15 protein-coding genes are annotated in these 14,725 nt (G+C 58.6%); 6 read left to right on the top strand and 9 right to left on the bottom strand.

Translation table 11 applies throughout. The features are described from left to right. The first annotated feature begins 49 nt into the window (after window positions 1-49). The gene (locus IMX17_RS04175) at window positions 50-394 is read left to right on the top strand and encodes a RidA family protein (RefSeq protein WP_004932322.1); all 345 of its coding nucleotides are present in this window, start codon (window positions 50-52) and stop codon (window positions 392-394) included. Window positions 395-455: 61 nt separating this feature from the next. Here IMX17_RS04175 and mdtI read toward each other — a convergent pair whose 3' ends face one another. From mdtI to zwf, 4 genes are all read right to left on the bottom strand, one after another. Continuing rightward, window positions 456-785 (bottom strand): multidrug/spermidine efflux SMR transporter subunit MdtI, encoded by a 330-nt coding sequence (mdtI, locus tag IMX17_RS04170; RefSeq protein WP_016927446.1) that lies wholly within the window; start codon window positions 783-785, stop codon window positions 456-458. Then, the gene (gene mdtJ / locus IMX17_RS04165) at window positions 772-1,140 is read right to left on the bottom strand and encodes a multidrug/spermidine efflux SMR transporter subunit MdtJ (RefSeq protein WP_004932327.1); all 369 of its coding nucleotides are present in this window, start codon (window positions 1,138-1,140) and stop codon (window positions 772-774) included. The genes mdtI and mdtJ overlap by 14 nt, the downstream gene beginning before the upstream one ends. A 552-nt stretch (window positions 1,141-1,692) precedes the next feature. Further along, on the bottom strand, window positions 1,693-2,334 hold the full coding sequence (locus IMX17_RS04160) for a bifunctional 4-hydroxy-2-oxoglutarate aldolase/2-dehydro-3-deoxy-phosphogluconate aldolase (protein WP_046896732.1): 642 nt from the start codon (window positions 2,332-2,334) through the stop codon (window positions 1,693-1,695). 154 nt (window positions 2,335-2,488) lie between these two features. After that, on the bottom strand, window positions 2,489-3,964 hold the full coding sequence (gene zwf, locus IMX17_RS04155; RefSeq protein WP_033643346.1) for a glucose-6-phosphate dehydrogenase: 1,476 nt from the start codon (window positions 3,962-3,964) through the stop codon (window positions 2,489-2,491). 447 nt (window positions 3,965-4,411) lie between these two features. Between zwf and IMX17_RS04150 the strand changes: the two genes are divergently transcribed. From IMX17_RS04150 to IMX17_RS04140, 3 genes are all read left to right on the top strand, one after another. Continuing rightward, entirely contained in the window at window positions 4,412-5,284 is an 873-nt protein-coding gene (locus IMX17_RS04150) for a MurR/RpiR family transcriptional regulator (RefSeq protein ID WP_046896690.1), read from the top strand. Between the two features lie 190 nt (window positions 5,285-5,474). Further along, window positions 5,475-6,917, top strand: a complete 1,443-nt coding sequence (pyk, locus tag IMX17_RS04145; RefSeq protein ID WP_019452801.1) for a pyruvate kinase — start codon at window positions 5,475-5,477, stop codon at window positions 6,915-6,917. A gap of 84 nt (window positions 6,918-7,001) precedes the next feature. Beyond that, complete coding sequence (locus IMX17_RS04140; protein ID WP_182264316.1) at window positions 7,002-7,883, top strand: leucine-rich repeat domain-containing protein; 882 nt, start codon at window positions 7,002-7,004, stop codon at window positions 7,881-7,883. Window positions 7,884-7,931: 48 nt separating this feature from the next. On the opposite strand, the gene lpxM is transcribed toward IMX17_RS04140, so the two are convergent. The 3 genes from lpxM to znuA form a co-directional block, all read right to left on the bottom strand. Next, entirely contained in the window at window positions 7,932-8,900 is a 969-nt protein-coding gene (gene lpxM, locus IMX17_RS04135) for a lauroyl-Kdo(2)-lipid IV(A) myristoyltransferase (RefSeq protein WP_042785718.1), read from the bottom strand. Between the two features lie 150 nt (window positions 8,901-9,050). Then, window positions 9,051-10,373, bottom strand: a complete 1,323-nt coding sequence (gene mepM, locus IMX17_RS04130) for a murein DD-endopeptidase MepM (protein WP_046896687.1) — start codon at window positions 10,371-10,373, stop codon at window positions 9,051-9,053. Between the two features lie 20 nt (window positions 10,374-10,393). Next, window positions 10,394-11,338, bottom strand: a complete 945-nt coding sequence (gene znuA, locus IMX17_RS04125; protein WP_193549723.1) for a zinc ABC transporter substrate-binding protein ZnuA — start codon at window positions 11,336-11,338, stop codon at window positions 10,394-10,396. A gap of 78 nt (window positions 11,339-11,416) precedes the next feature. On the opposite strand from znuA, the gene znuC reads away from it, so the two are divergent. Together znuC and znuB are read left to right on the top strand one after the other, a co-directional pair. Further along, complete coding sequence (gene znuC, locus IMX17_RS04120) at window positions 11,417-12,175, top strand: zinc ABC transporter ATP-binding protein ZnuC (RefSeq protein WP_004932357.1); 759 nt, start codon at window positions 11,417-11,419, stop codon at window positions 12,173-12,175. After that, complete coding sequence (gene znuB, locus IMX17_RS04115) at window positions 12,172-12,957, top strand: zinc ABC transporter permease subunit ZnuB (RefSeq protein ID WP_033643351.1); 786 nt, start codon at window positions 12,172-12,174, stop codon at window positions 12,955-12,957. The genes znuC and znuB overlap by 4 nt, the downstream gene beginning before the upstream one ends. 61 nt (window positions 12,958-13,018) lie before the next feature. Here the strand turns inward: znuB and ruvB are convergent, their stop codons facing one another. Together ruvB and ruvA are read right to left on the bottom strand one after the other, a co-directional pair. Then, window positions 13,019-14,023: a Holliday junction branch migration DNA helicase RuvB gene (ruvB, locus tag IMX17_RS04110; RefSeq protein WP_046896686.1), complete on the bottom strand. Its 1,005-nt coding sequence runs from the start codon at window positions 14,021-14,023 to the stop codon at window positions 13,019-13,021. 19 nt (window positions 14,024-14,042) lie between these two features. Next, a complete protein-coding gene (gene ruvA / locus IMX17_RS04105; protein ID WP_033643353.1) occupies window positions 14,043-14,654 on the bottom strand; it encodes a Holliday junction branch migration protein RuvA in 612 nt (203 codons plus the stop codon). Between the last annotated feature and the right edge of the window lie 71 nt (window positions 14,655-14,725).

Below are 14,725 nucleotides of genomic sequence, written 5' to 3'. Positions count from 1 at the left end.
ATCACCGGCTGTGCTACCCTTAGCGGGACTATGATATGGAGATAAGCAAATGAATATCGAAAGAATTGATCCCGATCAGCGCTGGTCCGAAGCCGTGGTGCACAACGAGACCGTTTACTACACCAGCGTGCCGGAAAATCTGGACGATGACGCGACCGCACAGACCGCCAACGCCCTTGCCGCCATCGACGTGCTGCTGGAACGCGTAGGATCGGATAAGAGCCGTATTCTGGATGCCACCATCTTCCTGGCCAATACCGCCGACTTCGCCGCGATGAACGCCGCCTGGGACGCCTGGGTGGTCGCCGGCAGCGCGCCGGTGCGCTGCACCGTGCAGGCTCAGCTGATGAATCCGAAGTACAAGGTGGAAATCAAAATCATCGCCGCGCTGTAAGCCACGCGCAGACGAAAAAAAACCGCAGACGGCAACGCCTGCGGTTTTTTATTGCCCGCTATCAGGACAGTTTGAGGATCACCATCCCCGTCAACAGCAGCGCCAGACCAATCCAGCCTTTGGCGTTCAACCGCTGGCCGAACATGATCCAGCCTGCGGCGATGGTGGCGGCGATACCGAAACCGCCCCATAACGCGTAAGCGATTGACAGATCGATGCCCTTCACCGCTTGCGCCAGGGCGCTGAACGCACCGAGTACCGACAGCAGCGACAGCAATCCCAGCCAAATTTTACGGAAACCGTCCGACATCTTCAGGAAGATGTTGGCGATGATTTCCAGCACGATGGCCAATCCCAGGAACCCAATGTGGTACAACTCAAACTGTTGCATGGTTGTCACCTCGCGGGCTGACCTGTTTTCGCTCTTTGCGGGTACCGGATTTCACCAGCATGATACCGGCGATCAGCGTAGCCAGACCCAGTACCTTCAGCGCGGAAATGGGCTCGTCGAACCACAGCACGCTGAACAGGGTAATGAACAGAATGCCGATACCTTCCCACAGCGCATAGGCCACGCCCAACGCCACGCGTTTTACCGCGACTGACAGCAACACATAAGACGCGGTGATCATCACGTACATCACGATATGCCCAATCATGCCGCCATTGACGCTGGCGTATTTCATCGACAAGGTGCCGATGATTTCGGTCATGATGGCCAAACCTAAAAAGATCCAATAAATCATAATTTTTCTCCCAAACGGCGAATAACGCGCGCCAAGGCATATTTATCCCGATTTATCTCGTCGAACGGCCGCAGCACGGCGCGCAAGACGCAGAGATCCCTGGGGATAAACTGACCCAAACGCAAAAAGAATGTTTGTCCGGCTGAACGGTAGAGCGAAGGCGCAAGCCCGCTACCAGCACCGGTTAAGGGAGAAAGACGCTATAGCTCGCTGCACCAGTGATGCTCACTGGCAAGGATCGCAGACAGGAAGAGTTGGCACGTAGAGGTTCTGAGGGTAGTTCCGTTAATAGTCATCATAATAGTTCTCTATTATCAGCCGCACACCGTGCGATTTGCCCAATATCCTCATAAAAGTAAAATTTTCAACTGAGATATTTTTACCACAGCCAAAATAAGAAAGCAAACTGCCGTTTTCATAAAAAAGCAGAAAAAAACGGGTTAAAAATAAGAAAGTTAATCGCAATAAAAATTAAAAAAGGCCCAACAATGCGTTGAGCCTTGCGATATCCGCGGGTGAGCAAATAAGCGCCAACCCCAGGCTTGGCGCGGGTTACAACGCGGCGCCGCTGACGGCGCTGCGCGCCAGTTCAGTGATGCGCGCGTAGTCGCCGCTTTCGAGCGCATCGGCCGGCACCAGCCAGGAGCCGCCGATGCACAGCACGCTTTTTAGCGCCAGATAATCGCGGTAATTGTTCGGCGTAATGCCGCCGGTCGGGCAAAAGCGCACCTGCGGGAACGGGCCGCCGATCGCCTGCAGCGCCTTCACGCCGCCGTTGGCTTCCGCCGGGAAGAATTTAAATTCGCGCAGGCCGTAATCCATGCCCAGCATCAGTTCAGATACGGTGCTGATGCCCGGAATAAGCGGGATTGAGCCCGCCGTCGCCGCCTGCAGCAAAGCGTCGGTCAGCCCCGGGCTGATGGCGAACTGCGCCCCGGCCTCGGTCACCTCCCGCAGCTGCTGTGGATTGATCACCGTACCGGCGCCGATGATCGCCTCCGGCACCTCTTTGGCGATAGCGCGGATAGCCTCCAGCGCACAGGCGGTGCGCAGCGTCACCTCCAGTACCCGCACACCGCCGGCAACCAACGCTTTCGCCAGCGGCACCGCCTGTTCCAGCGTGTTGATCACGATAACAGGCACCACCGGCCCCGCCGTCAGGATCTGTTCAGCGCTGGTTTTCCAGTTTTTCATCATTCTTTCTCCATTACTCGCGGTTAACAATGGCACGCCCCTGCCACAGGGCTCCGCGCAAACGCGCGAACGTCCGGCCGTACCGTAAGTGATGTGGCCCACGCGCAGATCGCAGGCAAAAAAAAGCCGGCAGACGGGCTGCCGGCATTGCGCATTACTCGAACTCGTTCCAGGAACGGCCGTCGCGGGTGATCATCGCCACCGAGGCCACCGGCCCCCAGGTGCCCGCCTGATAAGGCTTAGGCGCTTCGTTGTCGGCTTTCCACGCGTCCATGATGGAGTCGACCCACTTCCAGGCCTCTTCCACTTCGTCACGGCGCACGAACAGCGCCTGAATGCCGCGCATGGTCTCCAGCAACAGGCGCTCATAGGCGTCCGCCACGTGCTCCTGATTGAAGGTTTCCGAGAAGCTCAGATCCAGCTTGGTAGTCTGCAGGCGGTGCTTGTGATCCAGCCCCGGCACCTTGTTCAATACCTGAATTTCGATGCCTTCGTCCGGTTGCAAACGAATGGTCAGCTTGTTTTGCGGCAGCTGCTGATAAGAATCGCTGAACAGGTTAAGCGGCGGATTCTTGAAGTACACCACCACTTCCGAGCATTTGGTCGGCAGACGTTTACCGGTACGCAGATAGAACGGCACCCCGGCCCATTGCCAGTTGTCGATGTCCACGCGGATGGAAACGAAGGTCTCGGTGCTGCTGCTCTTGTTCGCCCCCTCTTCTTCCAGATACCCCGGCACTTTCTTGCCCTGAACGAAACCGGCGGTGTACTGACCGCGCACGGTGGTTTCCCGTACATTGGTCTGATCGATGCGGCGCAGCGAACGCAGCACCTTCACCTTCTCATCGCGGATGCGGTCGGTGGTCAGATCCGCCGGCGGCGACATGGCGATCATGGTCAGGATCTGCAGCAGGTGGTTCTGGATCATGTCGCGCATTTGGCCGGCCTGATCGAAGTAGCCCCAGCGCCCTTCGATGCCCACCTCTTCCGCCACGGTGATCTGCACCGAATCGATGGTGCGGTTGTCCCAGTTGGACGCGAACAGCGAGTTGGCGAAACGAAGCGCCAACAGGTTCAACACCGTCTCTTTGCCGAGGTAGTGGTCGATGCGATAGACCTGGGACTCGTTGAAGAACTCCGCCACCTGATCGTTGATCACGCGGGAAGACGCCAGATCGGTGCCCAACGGTTTCTCCATCACCACGCGCGCCGGCTCATGGTTCAGCTTGGCTTCGCCCAACCCTTTGCAGATGGCGCCGAAGGTGCTTGGCGGCATGGCGAAGTAGTTGATGGTGGTGCGGTGCTTCTGATCCAGCATTTTACCCAGTTTGGTAAAGTTCTTACTGTCGTTGACGTCCAGGTTGCAAAAGTCCAGGCGCGCGCTCAACGTGGCCCAGAGTTCGTCATCCAGTTTTTCCTTCATGAAGGTGCCAAGCGCTTCCTTGACCACTTCGGTATAGGCTTTTTTATCCCACTCCGCGCGGCCGACGCCGATGATCCGCGTATCCGGGTGGATGTGTCCGGCTTTCTCTAACTGGTACAGGGAAGGCAGCAGCTTACGGCGCGCCAAATCACCTTTCGCGCCGAAAATAACCAGGTCACACGCCTGGGCTGTAGAGGTTACCGCCATGTTCATCTCCTCGTTGCAGGATATTTGTAATTTTCTTACATTACTAATGTACTCTGTTTGACTACGGCCAGCAAACCCAGCGCAGAAGCAGAAAAAAGACGTTAAGATCTCAGTGGTAGCGCCACTGCGCGCCGGCGCCCTCACAGGCGGGCAAAACTGTAATTTTTCGTCTTTTTTGACGCTCTGTTACCATTATGAAAGTTAGACACAGGTCATATTCTGGTGAAAAAAGCCTGCATACGCCCTGTCGAGACTGCCAACGGTTACCAGCACGTAGTATATTTTCACTAAACCGGCATTGATTTCTCCTTTGTTTGCAATCGACATACCCTATCGATTTCAGGTTACAGCCGCTCGTTTGGCGTCTGCTTGCACGGCGAACACGGGCGAAATTCGGCGCTGTTGCTTGAAAGCCACAGGGATAAAACCATGAGTGACTCTCGTTATATGAATACGCTGGACAAAATCCAGAGCCATCTGGAGCTCCTGAGCAAATCTGAAAGGAAAGTCGCCGAGGTGATCCTGGCCTCCCCGCAGACCGCCATTCACTCCAGCATCGCCACGCTGGCGCGCATGGCCGACGTCAGCGAACCCACCGTTAACCGTTTTTGCCGTCGCCTTGATACCAAAGGCTTTCCCGACTTCAAACTGCATCTCGCCCAAAGCCTGGCTAACGGCACGCCCTACGTGAACCGCAACGTCGAGGAAGATGACAGCGTCGATTCCTACACCAGCAAGATCTTCGAATCGGTGATGGCCAGCCTGGATACAGTAAAGGCAAATTTGGATATTGCCGCAATCAATCGTGCGGTTGACCTGCTCACCCAGGCAAAAAAGATCTCTTTCTTCGGTCTGGGCGCCTCCGCCGCCGTGGCCCACGACGCGATGAACAAATTTTTCCGCTTCAATATTCCGGTGGTCTACTTCGATGACATCGTCATGCAGCGCATGAGCTGCATGAACTCCGGCGAGGGCGACGTAGTGGTGTTGATCTCTCACACCGGCCGCACCAAGAACCTGGTGGAGATGGCCCACCTGGCGCGAGAAAACGACGCCACGGTACTGGCTGTCACCTCGCGCGATACCCCGCTCGCCCAAGCGGCAAGCCTCGCGTTGCTGCTCGACGTGCCTGAAGACACCGACGTTTACATGCCGATGGTGTCGCGGATCGCGCAATTAACGCTCATTGACGTGCTCGCCACCGGATTTACCTTGCGCAGAGGGGCTAAATTCAGAGATAACTTGAAGCGGGTCAAAGAAGCGCTCAAAGAATCGCGCTTTGATAAAGGCGTAGTCATTCCCAACAGTTTTGACTCGTAACCCGACGAAGAAAAAAGTCGCCGTTCAACAGACATTTGAATGGCGACATCAGAGGCTGTACCCTGTTAATACGCTCATGCGGGTAACCCGGGTGAAATATCAGTGTTGTAAAATTACATTTCACGCCTGGTTTCGTTATCCGACGTTATCGCGACACCAATATTTGCTTCACCAGTCAACGGAGTAATACATGTCCAGACGGCTCAGAAGAACCAAAATCGTTACCACCCTGGGTCCGGCTACAGACCGCGACAATAATCTGGAAAAGATCATTGCCGCCGGCGCCAACGTAGTTCGGCTTAACTTCTCCCACGGCAGCCCGGAAGATCACCAGGCTCGCGCAGACAAAGTTCGCGAAATCGCCGCTAAACTGGGACGTCACGTCGCTATCCTCGGCGATCTGCAAGGGCCGAAAATCCGCGTTTCCACCTTCAAGGAAGGCAAAATCTTCCTCAACGTGGGCGATAAATTCCTGCTGGACGCCAACCTGTCAAAAGGCGAAGGCGATAAAGAAAAAGTCGGTATCGACTATAAAGGCCTGCCTGCCGACGTCGTGCCGGGCGACGTCTTGCTGCTCGACGACGGCCGCGTTCAGCTGAAAGTGCTCGAAGTTCAGGGCATGAAAGTGTTTACCGAAGTCACCGTTGGCGGCCCGTTGTCCAACAACAAGGGCATCAACAAACTCGGCGGCGGCCTGTCGGCCGAAGCGCTGACCGAAAAAGACAAGGCGGACATCGTCACCGCCGCCAAGATCGGCGTCGACTACCTGGCGGTCTCCTTCCCGCGCACCGGTGAAGACCTGAACTATGCTCGCCGCCTGGCACGCGACGCAGGCTGCAACGCCAAGATCGTGTCCAAGGTTGAGCGCGCCGAAGCGGTCTGCAGCGACGAAGCGATGGACGACATCATTCTCGCCTCCGACGTGGTGATGGTCGCCCGTGGCGATCTGGGCGTCGAAATCGGCGATCCGGAGCTGGTCGGGATCCAGAAGAAACTGATCCGCCGCGCCCGTACTCTGAACCGCGCGGTGATCACCGCGACTCAGATGATGGAGTCGATGATCACCAACCCGATGCCGACCCGCGCCGAAGTCATGGACGTGGCCAACGCCGTGCTGGACGGCACCGACGCCGTCATGCTGTCGGCGGAAACCGCTGCCGGCCAATACCCGGCGGAAACCGTGGCGGCGATGGCGCGCGTTTGTCTGGGCGCCGAGAAGATCCCGAGCATCAACGTTTCCAAACACCGTCTGGACGTGCAGTTCGACAATATCGAAGAGGCGATCGCCATGTCTTCGATGTATGCGGCCAACCACCTGAAAGGCGTCACCGCGCTGATCGCCATGACCGAGTCCGGCCGCACCGCGCTGATGATGTCACGCATCAGCTCCGGCCTGCCGATCTTCGCCATGTCGCGGCATGAGCACACGCTTAACCTGACCGCACTGTATCGCGGCGTGACGCCGGTGTATTTCGACAGCCATAAAGATGGCGTGATCGCCGCCAACGAAGCCGTCAATCGCCTGCGCGACAAAGGCTTCCTGGTCTCCGGCGATCTGGTGATCGTCACCCAGGGCGACGTGATGGAAACCGTCGGCACCACCAATACCAGCCGTATCCTGCGCGTCGAGTAATTCACGCCGCAGACGAAATGCCGGCCGGCCCACACAGGCCGGCATTTTTTTTGCTCTGACACTGCCATTACGACGGAGAACGCCATGCTCCACCAGCACAATCCCGCCTCGACCTGCGATGAGCTCGAGCTCGATGGACGCGGCCTGACGCAGCTCGACGAATCGCTGTTTGCCGGCCACGCGCTGCGCAAGGTAAGCCTGTACGACAATCGGCTGACGGTCTTCCCTACTTCCCTATTCCGGCATCGCAACCTGCAGGTGCTGAACATCTCTTGCAATCAGCTCGAGCATCTGCCCCCGGAGATAGGTCAGTTGCAACAGCTCGAGATGTTCGATTTTGGTCACAACCGCGCGAGCGAACTGCCCGAAACGTTGGGGCAACTGCACCGGCTGAAATACCTCTATCTGAGCGATAACGGCTTTAGCGACCTGCCGCGTGCGCTGGCGCAGCTGCAGCAGTTGGTTTACCTCAACGCGACCGATAACCGGCTGACCGCCTTGCCGCAGGCAATACCGAGGCTGGCGGCATTGCAGGAGCTGCGTTTATACAACAATCGCATCCGCAGCCTGCCGGCCGAAATCGGGCAGCTGCGCGCGCTGCGCGAGTTGCATATCATGAAAAATGCCCTGACCACGCTGCCGGCGGAAATGGCTCTGCTCGGCGAGCTTGAGATACTCGATGCGGCCAACAATGCCATCACCGAACTGCCGGCAGCCTTCTGCCGCCTGCCGCGATTGAGCGAGCTGAACCTGCGTTTTAATCAGCTGACGCGCCTGCCGGAAAATATCGGTGAGCTCACGGCGCTGAGAAGTCTGGATCTGCGCGCCAACCGACTGAGCGATCTGCCGGAAAGCCTCGGCGAACTGAGCCGGCTGCGCAAGCTGGATCTGCGCTGGAATGATTTCACCCACACGCCCAACGTCATTGACATCCTGCGGGCGCGCGGCTGTATGGTGCACATCTGAAGTGACGCCGGTCGGGTGAGACCCGGCCGGCGTTAGCGGTAGATAGGATTAGCGATACAGATCGTCGCGCGAGTAGGGTTCAATCTCCCCTTCCTTGCGCGTCTTCAACAGTTTGAGGATCCAGGTGTACTGCTCCGGGTTCGGGCCCACCAGATTCTCCACCTCTTCGTTCATGCGGCGGGCAATGCGCGGATCGTCCGCTTCGGCCAGATCGTCCATCGGCTCGCGAATATAAATATCCAGCATGCTGGTTTTGCCGTCGTACACCGGGAACAACGGCACGATCGCCGCACGACACACTTTCATCAACCGCCCGACCGCCGGCAACGTCGCCTTATAGGTGGCGAAGAAGTCGACAAACTCACTGTGCTCAGCGCCGTGATCCTGGTCGGGCAGATAGTAACCCCAATATCCCTGGCGAACCGAACTGATAAACGGTTTGATGCCATCATTGCGCGCGTGCATGCGACCGCCGAATTTACGACGCACGGCATTCCACAGGTAGTCGATCAGCTGATTGCGCTGATTGTGGAACATCGCCGCCATCGGTTGACCGCGCGCGGCCATCAACATCGCCGGCACATCCACCGCCCAGCCATGTGGCACCAGGAAAATCACGTTGCGCCCTTCCGCGCGGATCTTGTCCAACACCTCTTCACCGTGCCAACGCACGCGCTTGAGCACTTTTTCCGGTTTGGTGCAGGCCAGTTCCGCCATCAGCACCATCGACTGCGGCGCACAGGCGAACATCTGGTCGATAATGTGCTCACGCTCGCTTTCCGGCAGTTCCGGCAAGCAATACAGCAGGTTGATGCGGGCACGACGACGCGCCCCTTTCGCCAGCTTGCCGGCCAGTGTGCCGATCGCTCCCAGCACCGGATCGCGCAGGCGCGCAGGCACCAGCGAAACGCCGGCCATCAGGCCGGTTCCCAGCCACACGCCCCAGTAGCGCGGGTATAAAAAGGCTTTTTGAAACTGCGGGATGAACTCTACGTTCGATTTCTTCTCGTTTTGCATGCACATGCTCTTCGCTTAGCAATTCGGCTAATCATAATTGCCATCACCAATTTTGCAATTAACAACCGCGAACCGCCCAGATAAAACAGCATCGGCCCGCAATCAGGCCGATGAAATTAACGGCGCCGGAGCGCCGGAATAAGGGGGACGTTAATCCAGTTGCAGCTGAGGAACCACTTCCTTCACCTGCGCCAGATAATCGCTGCGGTCTTTGCCGCTCAGGCCTTCGGAACGCGGCAGCTTGGCCGTCAGCGGGTTCACCGCCTGTTGACCGGTCCACAGTTCAAAGTGCAGGTGCGGCCCGGTGGAACGGCCGGTGTTGCCGGAGAGCGCTATGCGATCGCCACGCTTCACCTTCTGGCCCGGTTTCACCAGCAGCTTTTTCAGGTGCATGTAGCGCGTGGTGTATTGGCGACCGTGGCGGATCGCCACATAGTTGCCCGCTGCGCCGCTGCGCTTGGCGATCACCACCTCGCCGTCGCCGACCGCCAGCACCGGCGTGCCGACCGGCATGGCGAAATCGACGCCCTTGTGCGGCGCCACGCGGCCGGTCACCGGGTTAACCCGGCGCGGGTTGAAGTTGGAGGAGATGCGGAACTGTTTCATGGTTGGGAAACGCATGAAGCCGCGCGCCAGGCCAGAGCCCTGGCGATCGTAGAACTTGCCGTCCTCGGCGCGGATCGCATAGTAATCTTTGCCGCCCGTGCGCAGACGCACGCCCAACAGTTGGCTTTGCGATTTCTTGCCGTCGAAATGTTCGCGCGACATCAGCACGGAGAACTGGTCGCCCTTGCGCAGCTTGCGGAAATCGAGCTGCCATTGCAGCGCCTTGATCACCGCATTGATTTCGTTACGGCTCAACCCGGCGTCGCCGGCGCTGCTGACGAAGCTGCCGTTAACGCGGCCGCTGATCACGTTGTTGCGCCATTCGCCCTGCTGCGCCTCTTTCGACTCTTTGAAGCTGTTGCCGACGCGATCGTAGGTGCGGGTTTCGCGACGAGAAACCTCCCAGGTCAACTGCTGCAGATCGCCCGCTTCATTTACGGTCCACGACAGCTGTTGGCCGATCTTCAGGTTGCGCAGATCGCGGTTTTGCGAAGCCAGCAGCGTGACATCCGACATATCGATGCCGTACTGCGTCAGAATGCTGCCGAGGGTATCGCCGGTGGAAACCACATATTCATGCACGCCATCATCGCCGGCATCCTTCTGATCCAGCTCATCCTGCGGGATTTCGTCATCGGGGGTGGGTTGGTCGGCATCTATCGGTTCACTGGCTTCGGGGAGCAATGACCGCATCTGGCTGGATTCTAACTCGACGCTCTTGGCGATGGGATTGTGTTCTGGGTGGTAAACAAAAGGCCGCCAAACAGCGACGGCCAATGTGACGACTGTCAGCGACCCCAGCATGACGCGGTGGGGCCGTGGCAGGTTGTTATACGCCAGAGCGATAGTTCGGACTATCTGCTGCACTCGATATTATCCTCATAAGCTTACTTCAGGCAGCTCACGTACTGGCTTGACAGCTGTGTCAGGAATTTCCCGTAGCTGTCCTTCCCCAGCGCGATGCCGATGCCCAGCGGGTCCAGCGTTCCGGAACGCACAGTGGTACCCTTGGCGACGGCATTGATTACGGCCGGCCTGAATTGTGGCTCAGCAAAAACGCATACCGCTTTCTGCTCAACCAACTGTGTTCGAATTTGGTGTAGGCGCTGTGCTCCAGGCTGAATTTCGGGATTGACGGTGAAATGGCCCAGCGGACTCAAACCGTAGTGTTTCTCAAAGTAGCCGTAAGCATCATGAAAAACAAAATAACCCTTACCTTGCACAGGCGTAAGCATGTTACCAACATTTTTGTCAGTTTGCGTCAGCAGATTCTCGAACTGGCGCAGGTTCGCGTCTAATTTGTCCTTATTTTGCGGCATAAGTTCCAACAATCTGTCGTGAATCGCGATCGCGGTCACTTTTGCCACCTCCGGCGACAGCCAAACGTGCATATTGTACTCGCCGTGATGATGCCCATGATCGTCATCAGCATGGTTATGCGCCTCGCCTGCATGATCATGATCGTCGTCATCTTCGCCTTTCATCAGCAGCGGCTTCACCGCGGGCAGTTCGCTGATGGCGAGTTTGCGGGTTGCCGAGATAGGCACCAGCGCCTTGGTCAGGAACGCTTCCATGTCCGGTCCGACCCACAGCACCAGGTCGGCAGAACGCAAACGCTGAATATCGGAAGGCCGCAGCGCGAAGTCGTGCGGCGAAGCGCCATCCGGCAGCAGCACCTCGGTCGGCGTCACGCCGTCGGCGATAGCCGAAGCGATAAAGCCCAGCGGACGAATCGTCGTCACCACCGCCGCGGAAGCGCTGCTCAGCGGACCGGCCATCAAGAATGCGCTGGCCAGCAGCGTGCGCTGCAGCCATTTATTTTTCTGTGCCATCATCAGTAATCCCATCGTTTTCATCAACAAGGCGTGATATTATAACATTCGCTTCGTTCTGCAACCTGTAATCTCGAGATGTCTACACTGATAACGCTAAAAAATATCTCCGTCGCCTTCGGCAGCCGCAAGGTGCTGTCGAATATTTCCCTCAGCCTGCAGCCCGGCCGTATTCTCACCCTGCTGGGCCCGAACGGCGCGGGTAAATCCACGCTGGTGCGCGTTGTGCTGGGGTTGGTAAAACCGACCGCCGGCACGCTGGAGCGTGAGCCCGATCTGCGCATCGGCTACGTGCCGCAAAAGCTGCACCTCGACGCTACCCTGCCATTGACCGTCAGCCGCTTTATGCGCCTGAAGCCGGGCGTAAAGAAAGCCGATATTCTGCCGGCGCTCAAACGCGTGCACGCCGCCCACCTGCTCGACCAGCCCATGCAAAAACTCTCCGGCGGTGAAAACCAACGCGTGCTGCTGGCGCGAGCGCTGCTGAATAAACCGCAACTGCTGGTGCTGGACGAACCCACGCAAGGGGTGGACGTCAATGGCCAACTGGCGCTGTACGATCTTATCGATCAGCTGCGCAAGGAGCTGGGGTGCGCCGTGCTGATGGTCTCGCACGATCTGCATCTGGTGATGGCGAAAACCGACGAGGTGTTGTGCCTCAATCAGCACATCTGCTGCTCCGGCGCGCCGGAGGTGGTCTCGATGCATCCCGAATTCATCGCCATGTTCGGCAACCGCGGCGCAGAGCAGCTGGCCGTGTATCGCCACCATCACAACCACCGTCACGACCTGCAGGGAAGGATTGTCTTGAAGAAAACCGGGAGCCGCGAAGCATGATTGAACTGTTACTTCCCGGCTGGCTGGCCGGGGTGTTGTTGGCCGGCGCCGCCGGGCCGCTGGGCTCTTTTGTGGTCTGGCGCCGGATGTCCTACTTCGGCGATACCCTGGCGCACGCCTCGCTACTCGGCGTCGCCTTCGGTCTGCTGCTGGACATCAATCCTTTCTATGCGGTGATCGCCATTACGCTGCTGCTGGCCCTGGCCCTGGTGTGGCTGGAGCGCCGCCCGCAGCTCTCGGTGGATACGCTGCTCGGCATTCTGGCCCACAGCGCGCTGTCGCTGGGGCTGGTGGTGGTGGCGCTGATGTCCAACGTGCGGGTCGATCTGATGGCCTACCTGTTCGGCGATCTGCTGTCGGTCACGCTGAGCGACATCGTGATGATCGCCGGCGGCGTCGCCGTGGTGCTGTTGGTGCTGTGGTGGCAGTGGCGCGATCTGCTGTCGATGACCATCAGCCCTGAGCTGGCGCACGTCGACGGCGTCAATCTGGCGCGGGCGCGCACCGTGCTGATGCTGGTCACCGCCTTGACCATCGGTCTGGCGATGAAATTCGTCGGCGCGCTGATCATCACCTCGCTGCTGATCATTCCGGCGGCCACCGCTCGCCGCTTCGCGCGCACGCCGGAGCAGATGGCGGGCATTGCGGTGCTGCTCGGGATGGTGGCGGTTACCGGTGGCCTGACCTTCTCGGCGTTTTACGATACGCCGGCCGGCCCTTCGGTGGTGCTCTGCGCCGCCGTGCTGTTCACGCTGAGCCTGTTTAAAAAACAGCAGGCTTGATTAAAGCCGGGATATGACAAGGGCCGCATCTGCGGCCCTTTCTTATTGGCGGATTAAAAACTTACTCTTCGCGTTCGAGACCAAAGTGCCGGTAGGCGTGCTGCGTCGCCAAACGGCCGCGCGGCGTGCGCTGGATAAAGCCTTGCTGGATCAGGAACGGTTCGATCACGTCTTCGATGGTCTCGCGCTCCTCGCCGATCGCCGCAGCCAGGTTATCCAACCCGACCGGGCCGCCGGTAAACTTGTCGATAATCGCCAACAGCAGTTTGCGATCCATATAGTCGAAGCCTTCGGCATCGACGTTGAGCATATCGAGCGCCTGCGCCGCCACCGCGCCGCTGATCACGCCGTTGGCGCGCACTTCGGCGAAGTCGCGCACACGGCGCAACAGACGGTTGGCGATGCGCGGCGTGCCGCGCGCGCGACGAGCCACCTCATGGGCCCCCTCGTCGGACAGCTCCAGCCCCAGACAGCCGGCGCTGCGCGAGACGATGTGCTGCAGATCGGCCACCTGATAAAACTCCAGCCGCTGGACAATGCCAAAGCGATCGCGCAGCGGTGACGTCAGCGAACCGGCGCGGGTGGTTGCCCCCACCAAGGTAAACGGCGGCAGATCGAGCTTAATCGAACGCGCCGCCGGCCCTTCGCCGATCATGATATCCAGCTGATAGTCTTCCATCGCCGGATACAGCACCTCTTCCACCACCGGTGACAGACGGTGAATCTCATCGATGAACAACACGTCATGCGGTTCAAGGTTGGTCAGCATCGCCGCCAGATCGCCGGCCTTCTCCAGCACCGGGCCGGAGGTGGTACGCAAATTCACGCCCATTTCGTTGGCCACGATGTTGGCCAGGGTGGTTTTCCCCAGCCCCGGCGGACCGAAGATCAGCAGGTGGTCGAGCGCGTCGCCGCGCTGCTTGGCCGCCTGGATGAAAATCTCCATCTGCTCGCGTACGTGCGGCTGGCCCACGTATTCGGTCAACAGCTTGGGACGAATGGCGCGATCGAGGACGTCTTCCTCGTTGAGCGGTTCGGCGGAGATCAGGCGATCGGCTTCAATCATTATCTACCTCTTAGCGGCCTTACAAAGCAGCGCGCAACGCGTCGCGGATCAGGGTCTCGCAGTCGGCACCCGGTTTGGCAATTTTGCTGACCATGCGGCTGGCTTCCTGCGGCTTATAGCCCAGCGCCACCAATGCCGAGACCGCTTCGGCCTCCGCATCCGCCTCAGGCGCTTTCTCAGCGGCGGACGGCAAGCTGATCTCGCTGCTGTTGAACAGATCGCCGTTGAGCCCTTTGAAGCGGTCTTTCATCTCTACCACCAGGCGTTCGGCGGTTTTCTTGCCCACCCCCGGCAGCTTGACCAGCGCGGTGATCTCTTCACGCTCCACCGCGCTGACGAACTGCTGCGCGGACATGCCGGACAGGATGGCGAGCGCCAGTTTCGGCCCGACGCCGTTGACCTTGATCAGCTCGCGGAACAGCGCGCGCTCTTGCTTATCGTTGAAACCGTACAGCAGCTGCGCGTCTTCGCGCACCACGAAGTGGGTAAACACGATGGCCTCTTGCCCCAGTTCCGGCAGCTCGTAAAAGCAGGTCATCGGCATGTGCACTTCATAGCCCACGCCGTTCGCCTCCAATAACACCAGCGGCGGCTGCTTTTCCAGAATATTTCCTCTGAGACGACCTATCATTTACCCTCCTGCAAAATGACCGGGCATGGCGCCCTGCCATGCCGTTGCTGGTAAAGCTTATAACATAAAAA

It is taken from the genome of Serratia sp. X3, assembly GCF_014982455.1.
GTDB lineage: Bacteria > Pseudomonadota > Gammaproteobacteria > Enterobacterales > Enterobacteriaceae > Serratia > Serratia ureilytica.
This window is presented reverse-complemented; position numbering and strand designations above follow the sequence as displayed.

Coding starts and splice junctions, on each gene's coding strand:
- IMX17_RS04175 (WP_004932322.1), top strand. CDS start 50: ATGAATATCGAAAGAATTGATCCCGATCAGCGCTGGTCCGAAGCCGTG.
- mdtI (WP_016927446.1), bottom strand. CDS start 785: ATGCAACAGTTTGAGTTGTACCACATTGGGTTCCTGGGATTGGCCATC.
- mdtJ (WP_004932327.1), bottom strand. CDS start 1,140: ATGATTTATTGGATCTTTTTAGGTTTGGCCATCATGACCGAAATCATC.
- IMX17_RS04160 (WP_046896732.1), bottom strand. CDS start 2,334: ATGAAAAACTGGAAAACCAGCGCTGAACAGATCCTGACGGCGGGGCCG.
- zwf (WP_033643346.1), bottom strand. CDS start 3,964: ATGGCGGTAACCTCTACAGCCCAGGCGTGTGACCTGGTTATTTTCGGC.
- IMX17_RS04150 (WP_046896690.1), top strand. CDS start 4,412: ATGAATACGCTGGACAAAATCCAGAGCCATCTGGAGCTCCTGAGCAAA.
- pyk (WP_019452801.1), top strand. CDS start 5,475: ATGTCCAGACGGCTCAGAAGAACCAAAATCGTTACCACCCTGGGTCCG.
- IMX17_RS04140 (WP_182264316.1), top strand. CDS start 7,002: ATGCTCCACCAGCACAATCCCGCCTCGACCTGCGATGAGCTCGAGCTC.
- lpxM (WP_042785718.1), bottom strand. CDS start 8,900: ATGCAAAACGAGAAGAAATCGAACGTAGAGTTCATCCCGCAGTTTCAA.
- znuA (WP_193549723.1), bottom strand. CDS start 11,338: ATGGCACAGAAAAATAAATGGCTGCAGCGCACGCTGCTGGCCAGCGCA.
- znuC (WP_004932357.1), top strand. CDS start 11,417: ATGTCTACACTGATAACGCTAAAAAATATCTCCGTCGCCTTCGGCAGC.
- znuB (WP_033643351.1), top strand. CDS start 12,172: ATGATTGAACTGTTACTTCCCGGCTGGCTGGCCGGGGTGTTGTTGGCC.
- ruvB (WP_046896686.1), bottom strand. CDS start 14,023: ATGATTGAAGCCGATCGCCTGATCTCCGCCGAACCGCTCAACGAGGAA.
- ruvA (WP_033643353.1), bottom strand. CDS start 14,654: ATGATAGGTCGTCTCAGAGGAAATATTCTGGAAAAGCAGCCGCCGCTG.